Here is a 15,072-nt window from a genome sequence, read left to right as displayed (position 1 = left end):
CTTTTTGCCACCAAAAAACAGCAATGGATGAATTGTGGTTCTATTTTTTGTAAAGTTTAAACCCGGAAAAATGCGCAGACTATGCAAAAATCGATATCATTTGAGATAGCGCAGGTTTTAATTATTTCAGCAGTTCCAATCGTTGCCGTCTATATTAAACTAGCCTGGATTGTTCTGATCGCGAAACAAATATGAAAAATCGCTATGCGCTTGGCCTACAACAGGTTCAGCAGGAATTAGTTACCCTGCAAAATCCGGGGTTTTATTGGATTACCAGTCAGCGTCAGGAAGACGCGCGGGTACTGCTGCGTCAGGTGGTGAGCCATCAACAGGCGGCAACCCTGGTCAGTTCAGATGAGAAGCCTCAGTCACTACTTACGCCGGACCCACTGACAGGCCCGGCGCGCATTCCCTTATTTTCGCTGCCGGCCAATAAAGCCAGCTTGCAGCATCTGGAGAATGATTTCGCGCGTGTACTGAATGGCCGCAGTGGTTTAGTGCTGTTTTACAGCAACGCTGCGCAGTGGAGTAAATTATCCGAGGATGAGCTGACGCTCTGGGTGAAACGCATGCGGCGGTTGTTGATCAAAAAACAAATCACGCTGTTACTGATCACCTCGGGGGCGTCAATTATTCATCTGCGTAACCATCTACAGCGTTATTTTCGCCAACTTGATGGTGTCGCACATTTAGAATTTCAACAGGATAGTTGGCAATATCGAATTAACTGGTGGTACTCCGCAGACAAATTACTGGCTGACCGTGCGATTCGCTTGAGTTGTAATGAGAATCAATTCATTGCCATTAATGACGTTGAACAAACCACTCCGCTTAGCCTTAATGATGAAAATCAGTTTCTGGCACAAGAAGGGGTGCTGGAAGGCGCACCGCCGCTCTCCAGCCAGTGGCAACTGTTTAGCGATAATGAAAGCGTATTCTCGCGTGCACAACAGGCCAACGCCGCCACGGTCATTTTTAGTCTGGCCCATAACCAGGACATTAATGCCCTGGCAAAAATGGTCCACAGTTTGCGCCGTTCGCGCGGCAACGCATTAAAGATCGTGGTGCGCGAAATCAGTACCAGTCTTAGGTATAGCGATGAGCGATTGTTGCTGGCGTGTGGCGTGAATGCCATCGTGCCCGGCGCTCAAACGCTGTCACGCTTTCTCACCACGCTGGAAGGGATTCAGGGCCAGCAGTTTACGCGTCATGTTCCGGCCAACTTGCCCGCGCTGATGCAGGCACTCCAGCCGCTGCAGCAAAAAGGGTATCTGCAGTTGGAGTCTTTCTGCGCGGCGGTGCAGCAGCTGATGAGCAATACGCTGTTGCCGGAAAACGACAAAGGGCTGATGGTGGCATTGCGTCCGGTGCCACAGCTGAAACCCGAGCAAATTTTGACGCTGTGCAAACCGCGTCGTTTCGGTGATTTGGTGACGCTGATTAACGATCGCATCTATCTGTTCCTGTCATCTTGTCGCTTCAACGATTTGGATATTGCGCTGAAATCGATTTTCTCGCTGCCGCACGATGAGCTGTTCAGTAATCGCGTGGTGTGGTTTGAGGACAACCAGATTTTGTCGGAAGTGCACAAGATTCGTCAGCTGACGCCCGTGGCGCAGCGTGAAGTGCCGATGGCGCCCATTGAAACCCCTCAGGCGAATAAGGTGTCCGCTGCTGACCTGCGTGGGGCGCAAACCCCGCAGCCCATTATTCTCAACCTCGATGGAGATCGCCGCTAATGACACTGATGGATTGGGTGCAGGTGGCGATCCTGCTGTTATTAATTTTACTGTTCCTGAAATCGTTGTTCGTGCGCTGGTTACCGCGCAGTAGCACCAGCCTGCTGATGCGTCTGCTGCCACCGCGTGCGCTGAAGTCGGAAGGGCAGTGGCAACGCAAATCTGCGAAAACGGATATCAAACCGTAATGAGTGATAACAAACCTTCGACGCTGCACGCTTCGTGGTGGCGCGGTCTCGGCGGCTGGAATTTCTACTTCCTGATCAAATTTGGTCTGTTGTGGTACGGCTACCTGAATTTTCATGCGCTGAGCAATCTGGTGTTCCTGGCCTGGCTGCTGTTCCCGCTGCCGTCACGTCGTTTGCACCGTGTGCGCCATTGGATTTCGCTGCCGATTGGCTTCGCGCTGTTCTGGCATGACACCTGGCTGCCGGGGCTGGAATCGATCATGAGCCAGGGCAGCCAGGTTGCGGGCTTCTCCTCTGCTTATCTGCTCGATCTACTGGAGCGCTTTATCAACTGGCAGATGATCGGTGCAGGCTTTGTCTTGCTGGTGCTGTACCTGTTTGTCGCCCAGTGGATTCGCATCACAGTGCTGGTGTCACTGATGTTGATCTGGCTTAACGTGCTGACCATTGCCGGACCGGCGATGAATCTGCTGCCAACCAAAGCGGCGACACCGGAAGTGGCACTGAGCAACCCACCTGCGGCAACCAAAGCACCGGATGGCCTGGACCAGTCAGCACCGCCGACCAGCGCCAATCTGACGTCCTGGCTCAATCGCTTCTACGACAGTGAGCGCCAGCGCGCGACCCATTTCCCGGATGCGCTGCCCGCGGACTCTCAGCCGTTTGATATTTTAGTGATCAACATCTGTTCGCTGTCCTGGTCGGATATGGATGTGGCCCAGCTGCGTGATCATCCCTTGTGGAAACACTTCGATATTCTGCTGAACAACTACAACTCTGCCACCGGCTACAGCGGTCCGGCGGGGATCCGTTTATTGCGTGCCAGCTGTGGCCAGACTTCACACTCCAATCTGTATAAGGCCACCGACCAGCGCTGCTATCTGTTTGATAATCTGGCGAAGCTGGGCTTTAAGCAGGAACTGATGATGGATCATACCGGCGTGTTTGGTAACTATCTCAAAGAGTTACGTGAAGAGGGCAATTTGCAGGCACCGCTGATGTCACAAGCGGGAATAGCACCAGAATTGACTTCGTTTGATGGTTCGCCGGTGTTTAATGACGGTCAATTGATGCAGCGCTGGCTCGACGATCGCACCAAAAGCAGCGATGCGCGCAGTGCCACCTTCTACAACCTGATTCCGTTGCATGACGGCACGCGCGAGCTCGGCAGCACGCGTACCGCTGACTGGCAGCCGCGCGCTAAAGTACTGTTTGATCAGCTGGATACGTTCCTGACCAATCTGGAGAAATCGGGTCGCCGCGTGATGGTGTTGGTGGTACCGGAACACGGTGCTGCACTGCAGGGCGATAAAATGCAGATGTCCGGTCTGCGTGATATTCCCAGCCCAAGTATTACGCATGTACCGGTGGGCATTAAATTTGTCGGGATGAAAGCGCCGCATCAGGGGCAGCCGTTGAGCATTGATACGCCAACCAGCCTGCTGGCGATTTCCGAAATCATTTCCCGTGTGGTGGATGGTCAGGTGTTTAACGCCCCGAACGTCAATATGTCGGTGTTAGCGGATAATTTGCCGCAATCACCGGTGGTGTCCGAGAATGATAATGCGGTGGTGATGATGTATCAGGGTAGACCCTGGATTCGTCTGAACGGCGGCGATTGGGTGCCTTATCCGCAATAGCTGGGGTCGCGGCGCAAACTTTGCGCCGCGACTTTAACGTGCACAATTCCTAATCACCACTTTATCTCGCCCTTACTGCCTTTTTTCGACTTTATCCCGGCGCATAAAAATGCTCACCTGCGATATACTCGCTGCGCATTTCATCTAAATACACGGCTTTAGCCGCCGGGAGAGGGTTTTGTTGCGCGTTAGTCGCTCGTTAACGATAAAACAGATGGCAACGGTGTCCGCCGTGGCAATGGTGACCATCAGCATTTTTATCGTCATCCAGTTATTCCACTTTGTGCAGCAGCGCAGGATTGACTACGCCCAGCAGATGGAAAATATCGCGCACACGGTGCGCCAACCGCTGTCAGAAGCCGTTCTGAAAGGCGATATTCCGCAAGCCGAACGTATCCTTAATACCCTGAAACCGGCGGGCATTCTGTCTCGTGCCGATGTGGTATTGCCGAATGCGTTTCAGGCGCTGCACGCCGATTTTGTGCCGGAAAAACCGGTGCCGCGTTTTGTGGCGCGTCTGTTTGAGCTGCCGGTGCAAATTACCCTACCGCTCTATTCAGTTGAACGCACCGGGCTGCCCAAACCGATTGCCTATCTGGTGCTGCAGGCTGACTCGTCGCGCGTTTATCAGTTTCTGCTGAGCACGTTATCGACGATGATCACCACCTATTTGCTGCTGGCGCTGATCCTCTCGGTGTCGATTAGCTGGTGTATCAATCGCTTGATTGTTCATCCGTTACGTAATCTGTCGCGTGATTTGCAGGAGTTGCCGCCGCAGGCCATCCTCACGCACAAGCTCGATTTGCCGAATAATCATCGCGACGATGAAATCGGTATGCTGATTCGCAGTTACAATCGCAATCAGCAGGTGCTGGAGTCGATTCATGATGAAATGAGTCGCATGACCACCCATTTTGCTGTGACCGACCTGCCCAACCGTGCCCTGTTCCTGGCGTTACTGGATCAGCACGCCAGCCATCGCCATAGTCGTCAGCCGTGGGGATTGATGGTGATTCGTATCGAAACGCTGCAGGAAGCCAACGGTGTACTGAGTGATGAACAGCGCGATACCCTGATGCTGACGCTGGTGGAGAAGATTCGCAGCACCGTTGACGATCACACTCTGCTGGCGCAAACCGGACCCAGTGATTTCGCGCTGCTGATGAAGCGTGCGCACAACCCGTTCCGCGCCATGCGCCTGGCGCGTAACCTGATGATTCGAATCAACCAGCCGGTGAATTTACATCAGTTACAACTGCGCCCAAACGCCAGTATTGGTCTGGCGCTGCATGATGACAGTGTTGTCAGCGCCAGCGAGCAACTCGACCGCGCGACCTCGGCAATGATGTCGGCGCGTCATCAGGGCAAAAACCAGATTCTGTTCTTTGATCCGGCGCTGACTGAGCGGGCGCAAAAACGCCTGACGCAGGAGCACGATATCCTGCAGGGGTTGCAGGATGGTCAATTTGCACTTTACCTGCAACCGCAAATCAATATGCAAACCGGTGAGCTGGCGGGTGCGGAAGCGCTATTGCGTATGCGTATGCCGGATGGCAGCTATGGTTTGTCAGAAGAGTTTATCGCCAGCGCGGAAGAGATTGGGGTGATTTCCGCGATTGGGCGCTGGGTGTTTGAAGAAGCCTGCCGCATCCTTGCCGCGTGGCAGAAGCTGGGTATCAATATTCCGCTGAGCGTCAATATATCGGCAGTGCAGTTGCGTGACCCCAGCATGGTGAGCCATTTGCAGGGCTTGCTGGAGCGCCATCGTATTGCACCCGGCAATTTCGTGCTGGAAATTACCGAAACCGCGCAGATTGGCGATGCCGAGCAAGCGATTTCGCTGCTGCGTTCACTGCAGCAAACCGGCGTGGCCGTGGCGCTGGATGATTTTGGCATGGGTTACTCCAATCTCAATTACCTGCATCAGTTTAAAGCGCTGCCGGTGAACAAGCTGAAGATGGACCGCAGTTTTGTTGCGGCGCTACCGGATGATGACACCATGGTGCGTATTGTCGCGGCGATTGCGGACATCATTCATCTTGATGTTATTGCTGAAGGCGTGGAAACCGATGAGCAGCGAGACTGGCTGCTGGCACGCGGAATTACGATAGGGCAAGGCTACTTATACGCTGAAGCGCTCCCTCTCAACGTCTTCAACCAACGCTGGCTTGACAGCTCGTCACATCCTGAATAATCACATTGTTTATTGATTTTACTCACGAAATTGCAATGAAGCGGTTTGCTGAAGCGTTTCAGTTCATAGTTAGAGTTTTGTAACTTTTGTAAGGAATGTAAGGGTATATTAATCCTGTTAATGGAGTGTTATTTTCCCGCAATCGGTAAGGTTTTTCGCTTCCAGGCGGCTTGCCGCATGCGTTCTCCATAATAACGGCGGTGAATTCCGTCTATACCTGGACACCTGTTATGAAACTGTTCAAAAGCCTCTACTTTCAGGTGCTGGTTGCCATCGGCATCGGCGTTCTGTTGGGCCATTACTATCCTGAGTTAGGCGCGCAAATGAAGCCGCTTGGCGATGGTTTCGTTAAGCTGATCAAGATGATCATCGCCCCCGTGATTTTCTGTACGGTGGTGACCGGTATTGCCGGCATGGAGAGCATGAAAGCAGTTGGACGGACTGGCGCAGTCGCGCTGCTCTACTTTGAAATTGTCAGCACCATCGCGCTGATTATTGGCCTGGTCGTGGTTAATGTGGTGCAGCCGGGCGCGGGGATGAACGTTGATCCCGCGACGTTGGATGCCAAAGCCGTGGCGGTTTACGCCCAACAGGCGCAAGAACAGGGTGTTGTTGCCTTCCTGCTTGATATTATCCCGGGTAGCGTGATTGGCGCCTTTGCCAGCGGCAATATCCTGCAAGTGCTGCTGTTCGCGATTCTGTTTGGTTTTGCTCTGCATCGCTTGGGTAACGCCGGTACCGTGATGTTCAACGTCATTGAGAGCTTCTCGAAAGTGATCTTCGGCGTTATCAATATGATTATGCGCCTTGCGCCCATCGGTGCTTTCGGTGCCATGGCGTTTACCATCGGTAAATACGGCGTGGGCTCACTGGTGCAGCTCGGTCAGCTGATCATCTGCTTCTACATCACCTGCGTGCTGTTTGTGGTGGTGGTGTTAGGTTTGATTGCACGCTGGGCCGGCTTCAACATCTTCAAATTTGTTGCCTACATCAAAGAAGAGCTGCTGATCGTGCTGGGTACCTCTTCATCTGAATCTGCGCTGCCGCGTATGCTCGACAAGATGGAGAAGCTGGGTTGTAAGAAGTCGGTGGTGGGTCTCGTTATACCAACGGGATATTCATTTAACCTTGATGGCACCTCGATTTACCTGACCATGGCGGCGGTATTTATTGCCCAGGCCACCAATGCGCACATGGATATCTTCCACCAGATCACGTTGTTAGTGGTGCTGCTGCTCTCCTCAAAAGGTGCAGCGGGCGTGACCGGCAGTGGCTTTATCGTGCTGGCGGCCACCTTGTCTGCAGTCGGACATTTGCCGGTAGCAGGTCTGGCGCTGATTCTGGGTATCGACCGCTTTATGTCTGAAGCGCGTGCATTGACCAACCTGGTGGGTAACGGTGTGGCGACGGTTGTCGTGGCGAAGTGGGTCGGTCAGCTGGATGAGAAGCAGATGAAAGCGACGCTTTCTTCAGCGAAAAAGGTCAATAACGCCTCACAAACCAGCGTCTGATCGCCTATTTGCGTTAATTTCCCGAGAAATGCCCGCTGTCGCTTGCCCTGACAGCGGGCATTTGCATAATAAACCCCATTGATTTTTTTCCCGATTTTTTACCTCGTTGCGCGACATCCTGACCTTCCTGTGGTCAAAGAGTCTGTTCTTCATTAAACGTGGCGGCTAATGGCCGCGCCGGTCACCAAAGATGTGACCGCACATGTCGCGATAACGAGCGTTGATCTGTTTATGTAGGGGTTCACATGCAGGGCACCAGAATTCGACTTTTGGTTGGCGGATTAATCCTTGCGGCATCCGGCTTTGGCGCGCACGCCGAGACACTCCAGCCCGATCCCGCGTGGCAGGAAGGCAAACTGGACAATGGTTTTAGCTGGCAGTTACTCACCACGCCACAACGTCCAAGCGATCGTATTGAATTACGTCTGATTGTTAACACCGGTTCACTGGTGGAGAGCGCTCAGCAAACCGGTTTCAGCCATCTGATACCGCGTCTGGCAATGGTGCACAACACCGCGCTGGATACCAATCAGCAGCGTGCACTGTGGCAGCAAGCCATGGATCCGCAACGCCCGTTGCCGCCAGCGATCTCGTCGTACGATTACACCCAATACAACCTGAGCTTGCCCAACAACCGCCCGGAGCTGCTGAAAGAAGCGCTGAACTGGCTGGCGGCAACCGCAGGGAAAATGACCATCAATGAGCAGGTGGTATCAACCGCGCTGACCGCGACCGATCCTATCGCCACCTGGCCGCCAAATACCCAGGATGTCTGGTGGCGTTACCGTCTCAAGGGTTCCGCGATGCTGGCACACGATCCGGGCGAACAGCCGCGCGCGCCAGTCGATATTGCACAGCTCAATAGCTTCTATCAGCAGTGGTACACGCCGGATGGCATGACCCTGTATGTGGTGGGCAACGTTGACAGTCGCAGCATGGCAGAACAAATCAACAAAACCTTCTCCGTGCTGAAGGGGAAACGGGTGGCGCCCGCAGCGCTGCCTACGCTGTCTCCTTTGCCACATCAGCCCGTCAACCTGGTCAATGGCGGGATGAGTCAGGATCGCCTGTCGCTGGTGTGGGATACGCCGTGGCAACCGATTCGTGACTCGCAAAACTTACAGCACTATTGGCAGAGTGATTTGGCGCGTGAAGCGCTGTTCTGGCATGTGCAACGCGCACTGGCGGACAGCAAAGCACAGAGCGTGCAGGTGGGCTTTGATTGCCGCGTGCTTTACCAGCGTGCGCAGTGTTCCATCAACATGGACAGCCCGAACGCATCGCTGGCGCAGAACATGAACCAGGTGGCGAAAGAACTGGCGGCAGTGCGAGATAAAGGCTTACCGCAGGATGAGTTCGATGCGCTGATGGCGCAGAAGCTGCTGGAACTGAATAAGCTGTTCGCCACCTATGCGCGCACGGATACCGATATCTTGATGGGGCAGCGTCTGCGCTCGCAGCAGAACGCGGTGGTGGATATCGCGCCGGAGCAGTATCAAAAGCTGCGTCAGGCGTTTCTCAGTGGGTTGACACGTGACCAGCTGAATCAGGAATTGCGCCAGCAGCTGACGCAGGAACTGACGATGGTGCTGATTCAACCACAAGGTGAAGCTGAGACCAACGTGAAGATGCTGCAGGACGGCTGGGATAAAGTGATGAAGGTACCGGATGCTCCTGCAGCACCGGCGGCTTCTGATGAAGCTAAACCGGAAAGTAACGGCAGCGCGAGCGCGACCGACCCGGCGCAACCATCGTCATGACACAGGTTTTATCATTCATGGCCGAGTTATCGAGTCTTATGATTCATGGCACATGAGATCGCCAAAATAATTTGAGTAGCAGCACAAAAGCGTCCTGGGGCGCTTTTGAACGGCGCATCCATGCAGCTAACGCCGCTGCGGTTCAGGGCGTGAAATATCCCCGAAATAATTTGAGCTGCAGCAGGGCGGCAAGTGTGTTCATCCCCAGGCGCTGACTTAAGCCAGTGACTGGGGTGAACGCGTGCAGCCAACGCCGCTGCAGTGCAAAGTATGAAGTGGATTAGGTCTTAGCGCGTAGCCATTCGGTGACCAGCATCGGCCAACTGGCGAGGGGCAGATCGGCGACGCCACGAATGCCAAATCCATGGCCGCCTTTCTGATAAAAGTGAATTTCCACCGGCACCTTGTGTTCACGCAGGGCGCTGAAAAACACCATGCTGTTGTTCACCGAGACCGCTTCATCATCGGTAGCGTGAATCAGCAGCGTTGGCGGTGTCTGCGCATGTACGCGCGTTTCCATTGAATACGCATCAATCAACCTCTGGTCCGGCCATGCGCCGAGCAGGCGAGTGCGCGAACTTTCGTGTGCCAAACCCTCGCGCATGCTGATCACCGGGTAGAGTAGCACCATGGCATCCGGGCGCGGCGAGAAGCTGTCGGCCTGATCTTGCACCGGATAAATTTTCTCACCAAAGCGCGTCCCCAGGCTGGCAGCCACATGCCCACCCGCTGAGAAGCCCATCATCACAATATATTTACCGTTCATGCCGCGCTGCGCACGATCGCGCAACACGCGCACCGCACGTTGTGCATCGGCCAGCGGGGCATCGGGACCTTCGTGATGGCCATCGTAGGGCAGGCGGTAAGTCATCACTGCCAGCGTATAACCCATCGATGTGAAGAACGTGGCGAGGGCACTGCCTTCACGGTCAATCAGCACTCGCTGATAGCCGCCGCCGGGCGCGACCAGCAGCGTAATGCCGTTGGAGGTTTCCGGGTGCCAGATCGCCATTTCAGGGCAACGCACGCCGGTCGCGGCGCGGTCATAGGGTTCGTACTCTTTGGCGAGATCGACGATTTGCGGCTGAGCGCGCGAATCACTCGCGCCTGGCGCATCACCGTGTGGCCAGATATTAATGATTTCTGTGTGCATAAATCAGTCCTGAGCGAGTCGTGTTGTCATTATTTTGTTCGCGGCCGGATTAACAGCGTCCTGCTGTTATTGATTAAAACATGGTCTGTTTTCGCGCTGGCGTCCAGCCGAAAACCCACCATTTCTGCAGTTTCGGACTATGCCTGGCGGCCCGATTTCTGTCCGTAATCTATTGAATTTAAATTGATATGGTAAGGGTTGCTAAACTGGCGTGGGCGGATATGAGCCAAAGATGGATCGCTGGCGAGGTTAGTTAAAATTCGCAGTGTAATGTCGGGGTTTAAGGCAAATTATCCTGTGCTTTGTGTAAGTCGTGATTATCAAATCAACAGCGGCAAAGTGAACGCCTGGCGCCAACAGATATCCAGCGGCGCCAGGCGTCGTGCCTGAAATAGCGCCGCAGGAAAATGCTGACAGGAGGGTTACTGCGGCATAGCGCTTAAAGGGATAATGGCTCCACGATGTTGGATCACCGTGCTGGCGGTGAGATGACCGCGCGCGGCCGCATCTTCTGCACTCCCTCCGGCTAAACGCAAGGCCAGATAACCGGCGCTGAAAGAGTCGCCTGCGGCCGTGGTGTCGATCACCTTCTCTTTAGCCAGCTTGATGGCGGGCACTTCACGCAGCGGCTCATCGCCTATCGCCACTAAACAGGAATCGGCACCGCGTTTGATGGCAATCTCCTGCACACCGGCTTCGCGCGTGCGTGCAATCACTGCATCCAGCGGCTGCTCACCCCACAGCAGGTGCTCATCATCCAGCGTCAGGAAGGCGATATCGGTATGATGCAGCATCTCGGCATAAGCCTGTTGCGCGCTAGATTTGTCTGCCCACAGACGTGGACGGTAATTGTTATCGAAAATGACCTTGCCACCGTTCTGGCGACAGGTGCTGAGCAGTGCCATCAGCTTCTCTCGGCTGGCAGCTGGCAGAATCGCCAGGCTTATACCGCTGAGATAGAGGTAATCGTAGTGGGCCAGCTGGGCGCAAATCGCGTCAGACTCTGGGCCATCCAGCCAGAAGCGTGCCGCGGCATCATTGCGCCAATACCAGAAGGTGCGCTCGCCGTGTTCGTCGGTTTCAATGAAGTAGAGGCCCGGCATTTTATTGTCGAGGCGCTGAATGAGCTGGGTGTGAACCTGCTCCTGCTGCCAGGCAGCGATCATCTGGTCACTGAAATTGTCGGTGCCCAGCGCGGTGACATAGTCCACCCGCAGCTGCTGGCTATCTGACTGGCGTGCCAGATAAACCGCTGTGTTTAGCGTGTCACCGCCAAAGCCACGTTTAATGTTCTCACCTTTTTCGGATAGCTCAATCATGCATTCGCCAATGATGGCAATGTTCTTCTGCGTCATGGTCTTCGGCCTGTAGTGAATTCTGCCCTCGAGTCTCGCGTCTGGTATGGCAGCTGTCAATGGTTTTTAAAACGATGTTTTAATTTAACTTAAGGTGCCTGAACCCTCTCTCCACGGCGATTTAACGGACAAAGCGCCGCTTGTTTTGCCGATTAAGCCTGAAACGCGCTGATACACTCAACTGCTCGTGAGGTGGCTGAGACCAATAAAGTTATCGTGTTACTCGCCGATACTTGCCGCTGAGAAGCAATTTGCAGGCACCCACCACCTACCAGGAAAAAACCATGGTGATGAACAATTTAAGTCATCGGCTGCCTATTTCAATTGAACTGGAGCAACAACAGGAAACGCGTTTCTTCTGGCAGCAGTGCCAACGATTCTATACTTTCCAGCCGATTTACCAGGTCTCCGGCCGTTTACTGGCTATTGAATTACTGACTGCGGTGACACACCCCTCCGCACCAGAGAAAAGGTTGTCGCCCGAAACCTATTTTGATGCGCTGACTATCGCGCAGCGCCTTGATGTCGTCGAGGAACAGCTTGAGCTGTTATTACAGTGGTCACACTTTTTCAGCCAGCGTCAGCTGGTGGCCTCGGTGAATATTGATGGTCCGACGCTATTAGCCATTGAGCAGCATGACGATATCCGCCAGTTGATTACGCAGCTCCCTTGGGTGCGTTTTGAACTCACGGAGCACCATGCATTGCCGCAGGAAGAGATGGTGGCGAAGATGCCTGAGCTGGGGCCGCTGTGGCTCGATGACTTTGGATCAGGCATGGCAAACTTCTCTGCGCTGACTGAGCTGCGCTATGACTACATTAAACTGTCGCGCGAACTGTTCATGCTGCTGCGCTCTACCGATGAAGGTCGCTCTCTGTTCTCCATGCTGCTGGCGTTGATCAATCGCTATTGCAACGGCGTTATTGTTGAAGGCGTGGAGACCGAAGAGGAGTGGCAGCAGGTGCGTAATTCGCCTGCGATGGCGGCACAAGGCTATTTCTTCTCGCGCCCTGTTCCTTTCAGCACGCTGGAATCCCTGGCGCTCGAGCTTCCCTGATCCCGATCCGCAACGTCTCGACTACAGTTATGTGAGACGTTGAGGGCAAGGAGGAAGCAGAATGTCACGTACGGGAAAAGTCCTGAGTTGGGTGTTCGGGATTTTATTGTTGTTGGTTGTGGTGGTGGTGGTGATTATCGCCACGTTTGACTGGAACCGCCTGAAGCCAACCATCAACCAAAAAGTCTCCACTGAGTTAAACCGGCCTTTCGCCATTCGTGGCGATCTGGGTGTTGCCTGGGTGCGCAATCGAGAAGAACCCGGTTGGCGCAGTTGGGTGCCCTGGCCGCAGGTGCATGCCGACGACATTATGCTGGGCAATCCGCCGAATATTCCCGATGTCACCATGGTGCATTTGCAGCGCGTTGAAGCCACGCTTGCGCCGCTGGCGCTCCTGCATAAACAGGTTTATCTGCCATGGATTAAAATGCAGCTGCCCGATGCGCGGCTGGTGCAGACGGCGGATAAAAAGAATAACTGGACCTTCAACTTAGCCAGCAGCGAGAACAGCGATGCCAATGCGCCGCCTTCTGCCTGGTCTTTCCGCCTCGATAATATCCTGTTCGATAAAGGCCAGATTCGTTATCGCGATGCCATCAATAAAGCCGATGTGACCGTCACCATTAATCCACTGGGCAAACCGGTGCCTTACGCGCAGGTAGCGGGCGGTAATGACCAGCAGAAAGGCGCAGGCGATTTTGTCTTTGGCTGGCAGGCGGATGGAACCTACAACAATCAGAAACTGACTGGCGACGGTAAGATCGGCGGCATGCTCTCGTTGCGCAGCAAAACCACACCGTTCCCACTGCAGGTGGATGTGCGCAACGGCACCACGCGCGTGCGCGTTGACGGGACGTTGCAGGATCCTTTAAATCTCGGCGGGCTGGATGTGCGTCTGCGCTTTGCTGGCGATACGCTGGCGAATCTGTACGGTTTAACTGGCGTGCTGCTGCCTGATACGCCGCCGTACGAAACTGACGGCCATTTGATCGCGCGCTTCAATGAAGAGAAAGGGCCGCTGTTCCGCTACGAAAACTTCAATGGTCATATTGGCGATAGCGATATTCATGGTTCGCTGGCTTATCACCAGGTGAAACCGCGCCCAACGTTGACCGGAGAATTAACCTCGAACCAGTTGCGCATGGCGGATTTAGGCCCGTTGATTGGTGTGAATTCAGGCAAGGGCAGTGAGAAAACCCAGCAGGCTAAAGCCCAGCGTGGTGACGCTTCGACTCAACCGGCCGATCGCGTGCTGCCCCATGACAAGTTTGATACCAAAAGCTGGGACGTGATGGATGCGGATGTGAAATTCAGCGGAAAACGCATCGAACACAGCAGCAAGCTGCCGCTTAGCGACCTTTATACCCATCTGCAGTTGAAAAACGGTGACTTGCTGCTCGATCCGCTGCGCTTCGGCATGGCGGGCGGCAGTATCAACTCCACCATTCATCTGGAAGGGGATAAAAGCCCGATGCGCGGTCGCGCGGATTTGCATGCGCGTAAGCTGCAACTGCGTCAACTGTTCCCGAATGTCACGGCGATGCAGCGCAGCCTGGGTCAGTTAAACGGCGATGCCAGCCTGAGCGGTACCGGCAACTCGGTAGCGGATATTCTGGGGACCAGCAACGGTGAACTGAAACTGCTGATGAATGATGGATTGATCAGCCGTAGTCTGATGGAAATTGCCGGCCTGAATGTCGGTAACTATGTGGTCGGCAAACTGTTTGGTGATGATGAGGTGCGCATCAACTGTGCCGCCACCGACCTCAATATCCGTCAGGGTCTCGCCACGCCGAAAGTGTTTGTGCTGGATACGGAGAATGCGGTGATTAATGTCACCGGCAACGTTAACTTTGCCAATGAAGGGCTGGATTTATCTATTAATCCAGAGAGCAAAGGCATTCGTATCATCACCTTGCGTTCGCCGCTGTATGTGCGTGGCACATTCAAAAATCCGGATGCCGGAGTGAAAGCCGGGCCGCTGATCGCACGTGGCGCCGCCGCAGTAGCGCTGGGCGCGGTGGTGGCACCGGCCGCAGCACTGCTGGCACTGATTTCACCCAGTGATACTGATGCCAATCAGTGCAGTAATGTGCTGCAGCAGATGAAAAGTAAAAAGTGATCAGTTACGCCACAGCACTTTGATGATGTGATACCCAAAGGCGGTTTTCACCGGCCCGTAAGGCTGCAGCAGCGGGCAGGAGAACACCGCCTTATCAAAGGCGGGCACCATCTGGCCTTTGCGGAATTCGCCCAGATCGCCACCGTTACGCCCTGATGGGCAGGTGGAGTGCTTTTTTGCCAGCTGCTGGAAGTTTGCGCCCTTTTCCAGCTGGGCCAGCAGGGATTTGGCCTGCGTTTCATCCTTGACGAGGATGTGCAAAGCTGCCGCGGTTTTCGCCATGTTGGTGTCTCTGTATGTATGTATAATGTTCGGCGCATTATATCCCCGTCCTACTTCAAATTGCAGGTGC

At 54.3% G+C, this 15,072-nt stretch carries 11 protein-coding genes; 8 read left to right on the top strand and 3 right to left on the bottom strand.

The annotated features are described in order from the left end of the window. Positions 1-191 precede the first annotated feature (191 nt). The 6 genes from bcsE (at position 192) to ACCW76_RS09690 (ending at position 9,032) form a co-directional block, all read left to right on the top strand. Positions 192-1,739 (top strand): cellulose biosynthesis protein BcsE, encoded by a 1,548-nt coding sequence (bcsE, locus tag ACCW76_RS09715; protein ID WP_436338424.1) that lies wholly within the window; start codon positions 192-194, stop codon positions 1,737-1,739. Continuing rightward, entirely contained in the window at positions 1,739-1,927 is a 189-nt protein-coding gene (gene bcsF / locus ACCW76_RS09710) for a cellulose biosynthesis protein BcsF (protein ID WP_436338423.1), read from the top strand. The genes bcsE and bcsF overlap by 1 nt, the downstream gene beginning before the upstream one ends. Further along, the gene (bcsG, locus tag ACCW76_RS09705) at positions 1,927-3,567 is read left to right on the top strand and encodes a cellulose biosynthesis protein BcsG (RefSeq protein WP_436338422.1); all 1,641 of its coding nucleotides are present in this window, start codon (positions 1,927-1,929) and stop codon (positions 3,565-3,567) included. The genes bcsF and bcsG overlap by 1 nt, the downstream gene beginning before the upstream one ends. A 181-nt stretch (positions 3,568-3,748) precedes the next feature. Then, positions 3,749-5,761, top strand: a complete 2,013-nt coding sequence (gene hmsP, locus ACCW76_RS09700; RefSeq protein ID WP_197080216.1) for a biofilm formation regulator HmsP — start codon at positions 3,749-3,751, stop codon at positions 5,759-5,761. 230 nt (positions 5,762-5,991) lie between these two features. Continuing rightward, entirely contained in the window at positions 5,992-7,272 is a 1,281-nt protein-coding gene (locus ACCW76_RS09695) for a dicarboxylate/amino acid:cation symporter (protein WP_034827821.1), read from the top strand. A gap of 245 nt (positions 7,273-7,517) precedes the next feature. Continuing rightward, positions 7,518-9,032: a M16 family metallopeptidase gene (locus ACCW76_RS09690; RefSeq protein ID WP_038643821.1), complete on the top strand. Its 1,515-nt coding sequence runs from the start codon at positions 7,518-7,520 to the stop codon at positions 9,030-9,032. 280 nt (positions 9,033-9,312) lie between these two features. Here ACCW76_RS09690 and ACCW76_RS09685 read toward each other — a convergent pair whose 3' ends face one another. Both ACCW76_RS09685 and ACCW76_RS09680 read right to left on the bottom strand, forming a co-directional pair. Continuing rightward, positions 9,313-10,185, bottom strand: coding sequence for an alpha/beta hydrolase (locus ACCW76_RS09685; RefSeq protein ID WP_200539212.1), 873 nt, complete (start codon positions 10,183-10,185; stop codon positions 9,313-9,315). Between the two features lie 422 nt (positions 10,186-10,607). Next, the gene (locus ACCW76_RS09680) at positions 10,608-11,540 is read right to left on the bottom strand and encodes a sugar kinase (protein ID WP_436338421.1); all 933 of its coding nucleotides are present in this window, start codon (positions 11,538-11,540) and stop codon (positions 10,608-10,610) included. 284 nt (positions 11,541-11,824) lie between these two features. Between ACCW76_RS09680 and pdeH the strand changes: the two genes are divergently transcribed. Both pdeH and ACCW76_RS09670 read left to right on the top strand, forming a co-directional pair. Further along, positions 11,825-12,598 (top strand): cyclic-guanylate-specific phosphodiesterase, encoded by a 774-nt coding sequence (gene pdeH / locus ACCW76_RS09675; protein WP_038643818.1) that lies wholly within the window; start codon positions 11,825-11,827, stop codon positions 12,596-12,598. Between the two features lie 61 nt (positions 12,599-12,659). After that, positions 12,660-14,720 carry an AsmA family protein gene (locus ACCW76_RS09670; protein WP_436338420.1) on the top strand — a complete coding sequence of 687 codons (2,061 nt, stop codon included), beginning with the start codon at positions 12,660-12,662 and terminating at the stop codon, positions 14,718-14,720. On the opposite strand, the gene ppiC is transcribed toward ACCW76_RS09670, so the two are convergent. After that, the gene (gene ppiC / locus ACCW76_RS09665) at positions 14,721-15,002 is read right to left on the bottom strand and encodes a peptidylprolyl isomerase PpiC (RefSeq protein ID WP_436338419.1); all 282 of its coding nucleotides are present in this window, start codon (positions 15,000-15,002) and stop codon (positions 14,721-14,723) included. Positions 15,003-15,072 lie beyond the last annotated feature (70 nt).

Origin of the sequence: Pantoea sp. C8B4, assembly GCF_051336905.1 — a bacterium.
GTDB lineage: Bacteria > Pseudomonadota > Gammaproteobacteria > Enterobacterales > Enterobacteriaceae > Pantoea > Pantoea rwandensis_B.
Note: the sequence above shows the minus strand (reverse complement) of the source record. Positions and strands in the feature narration are given on the sequence as shown.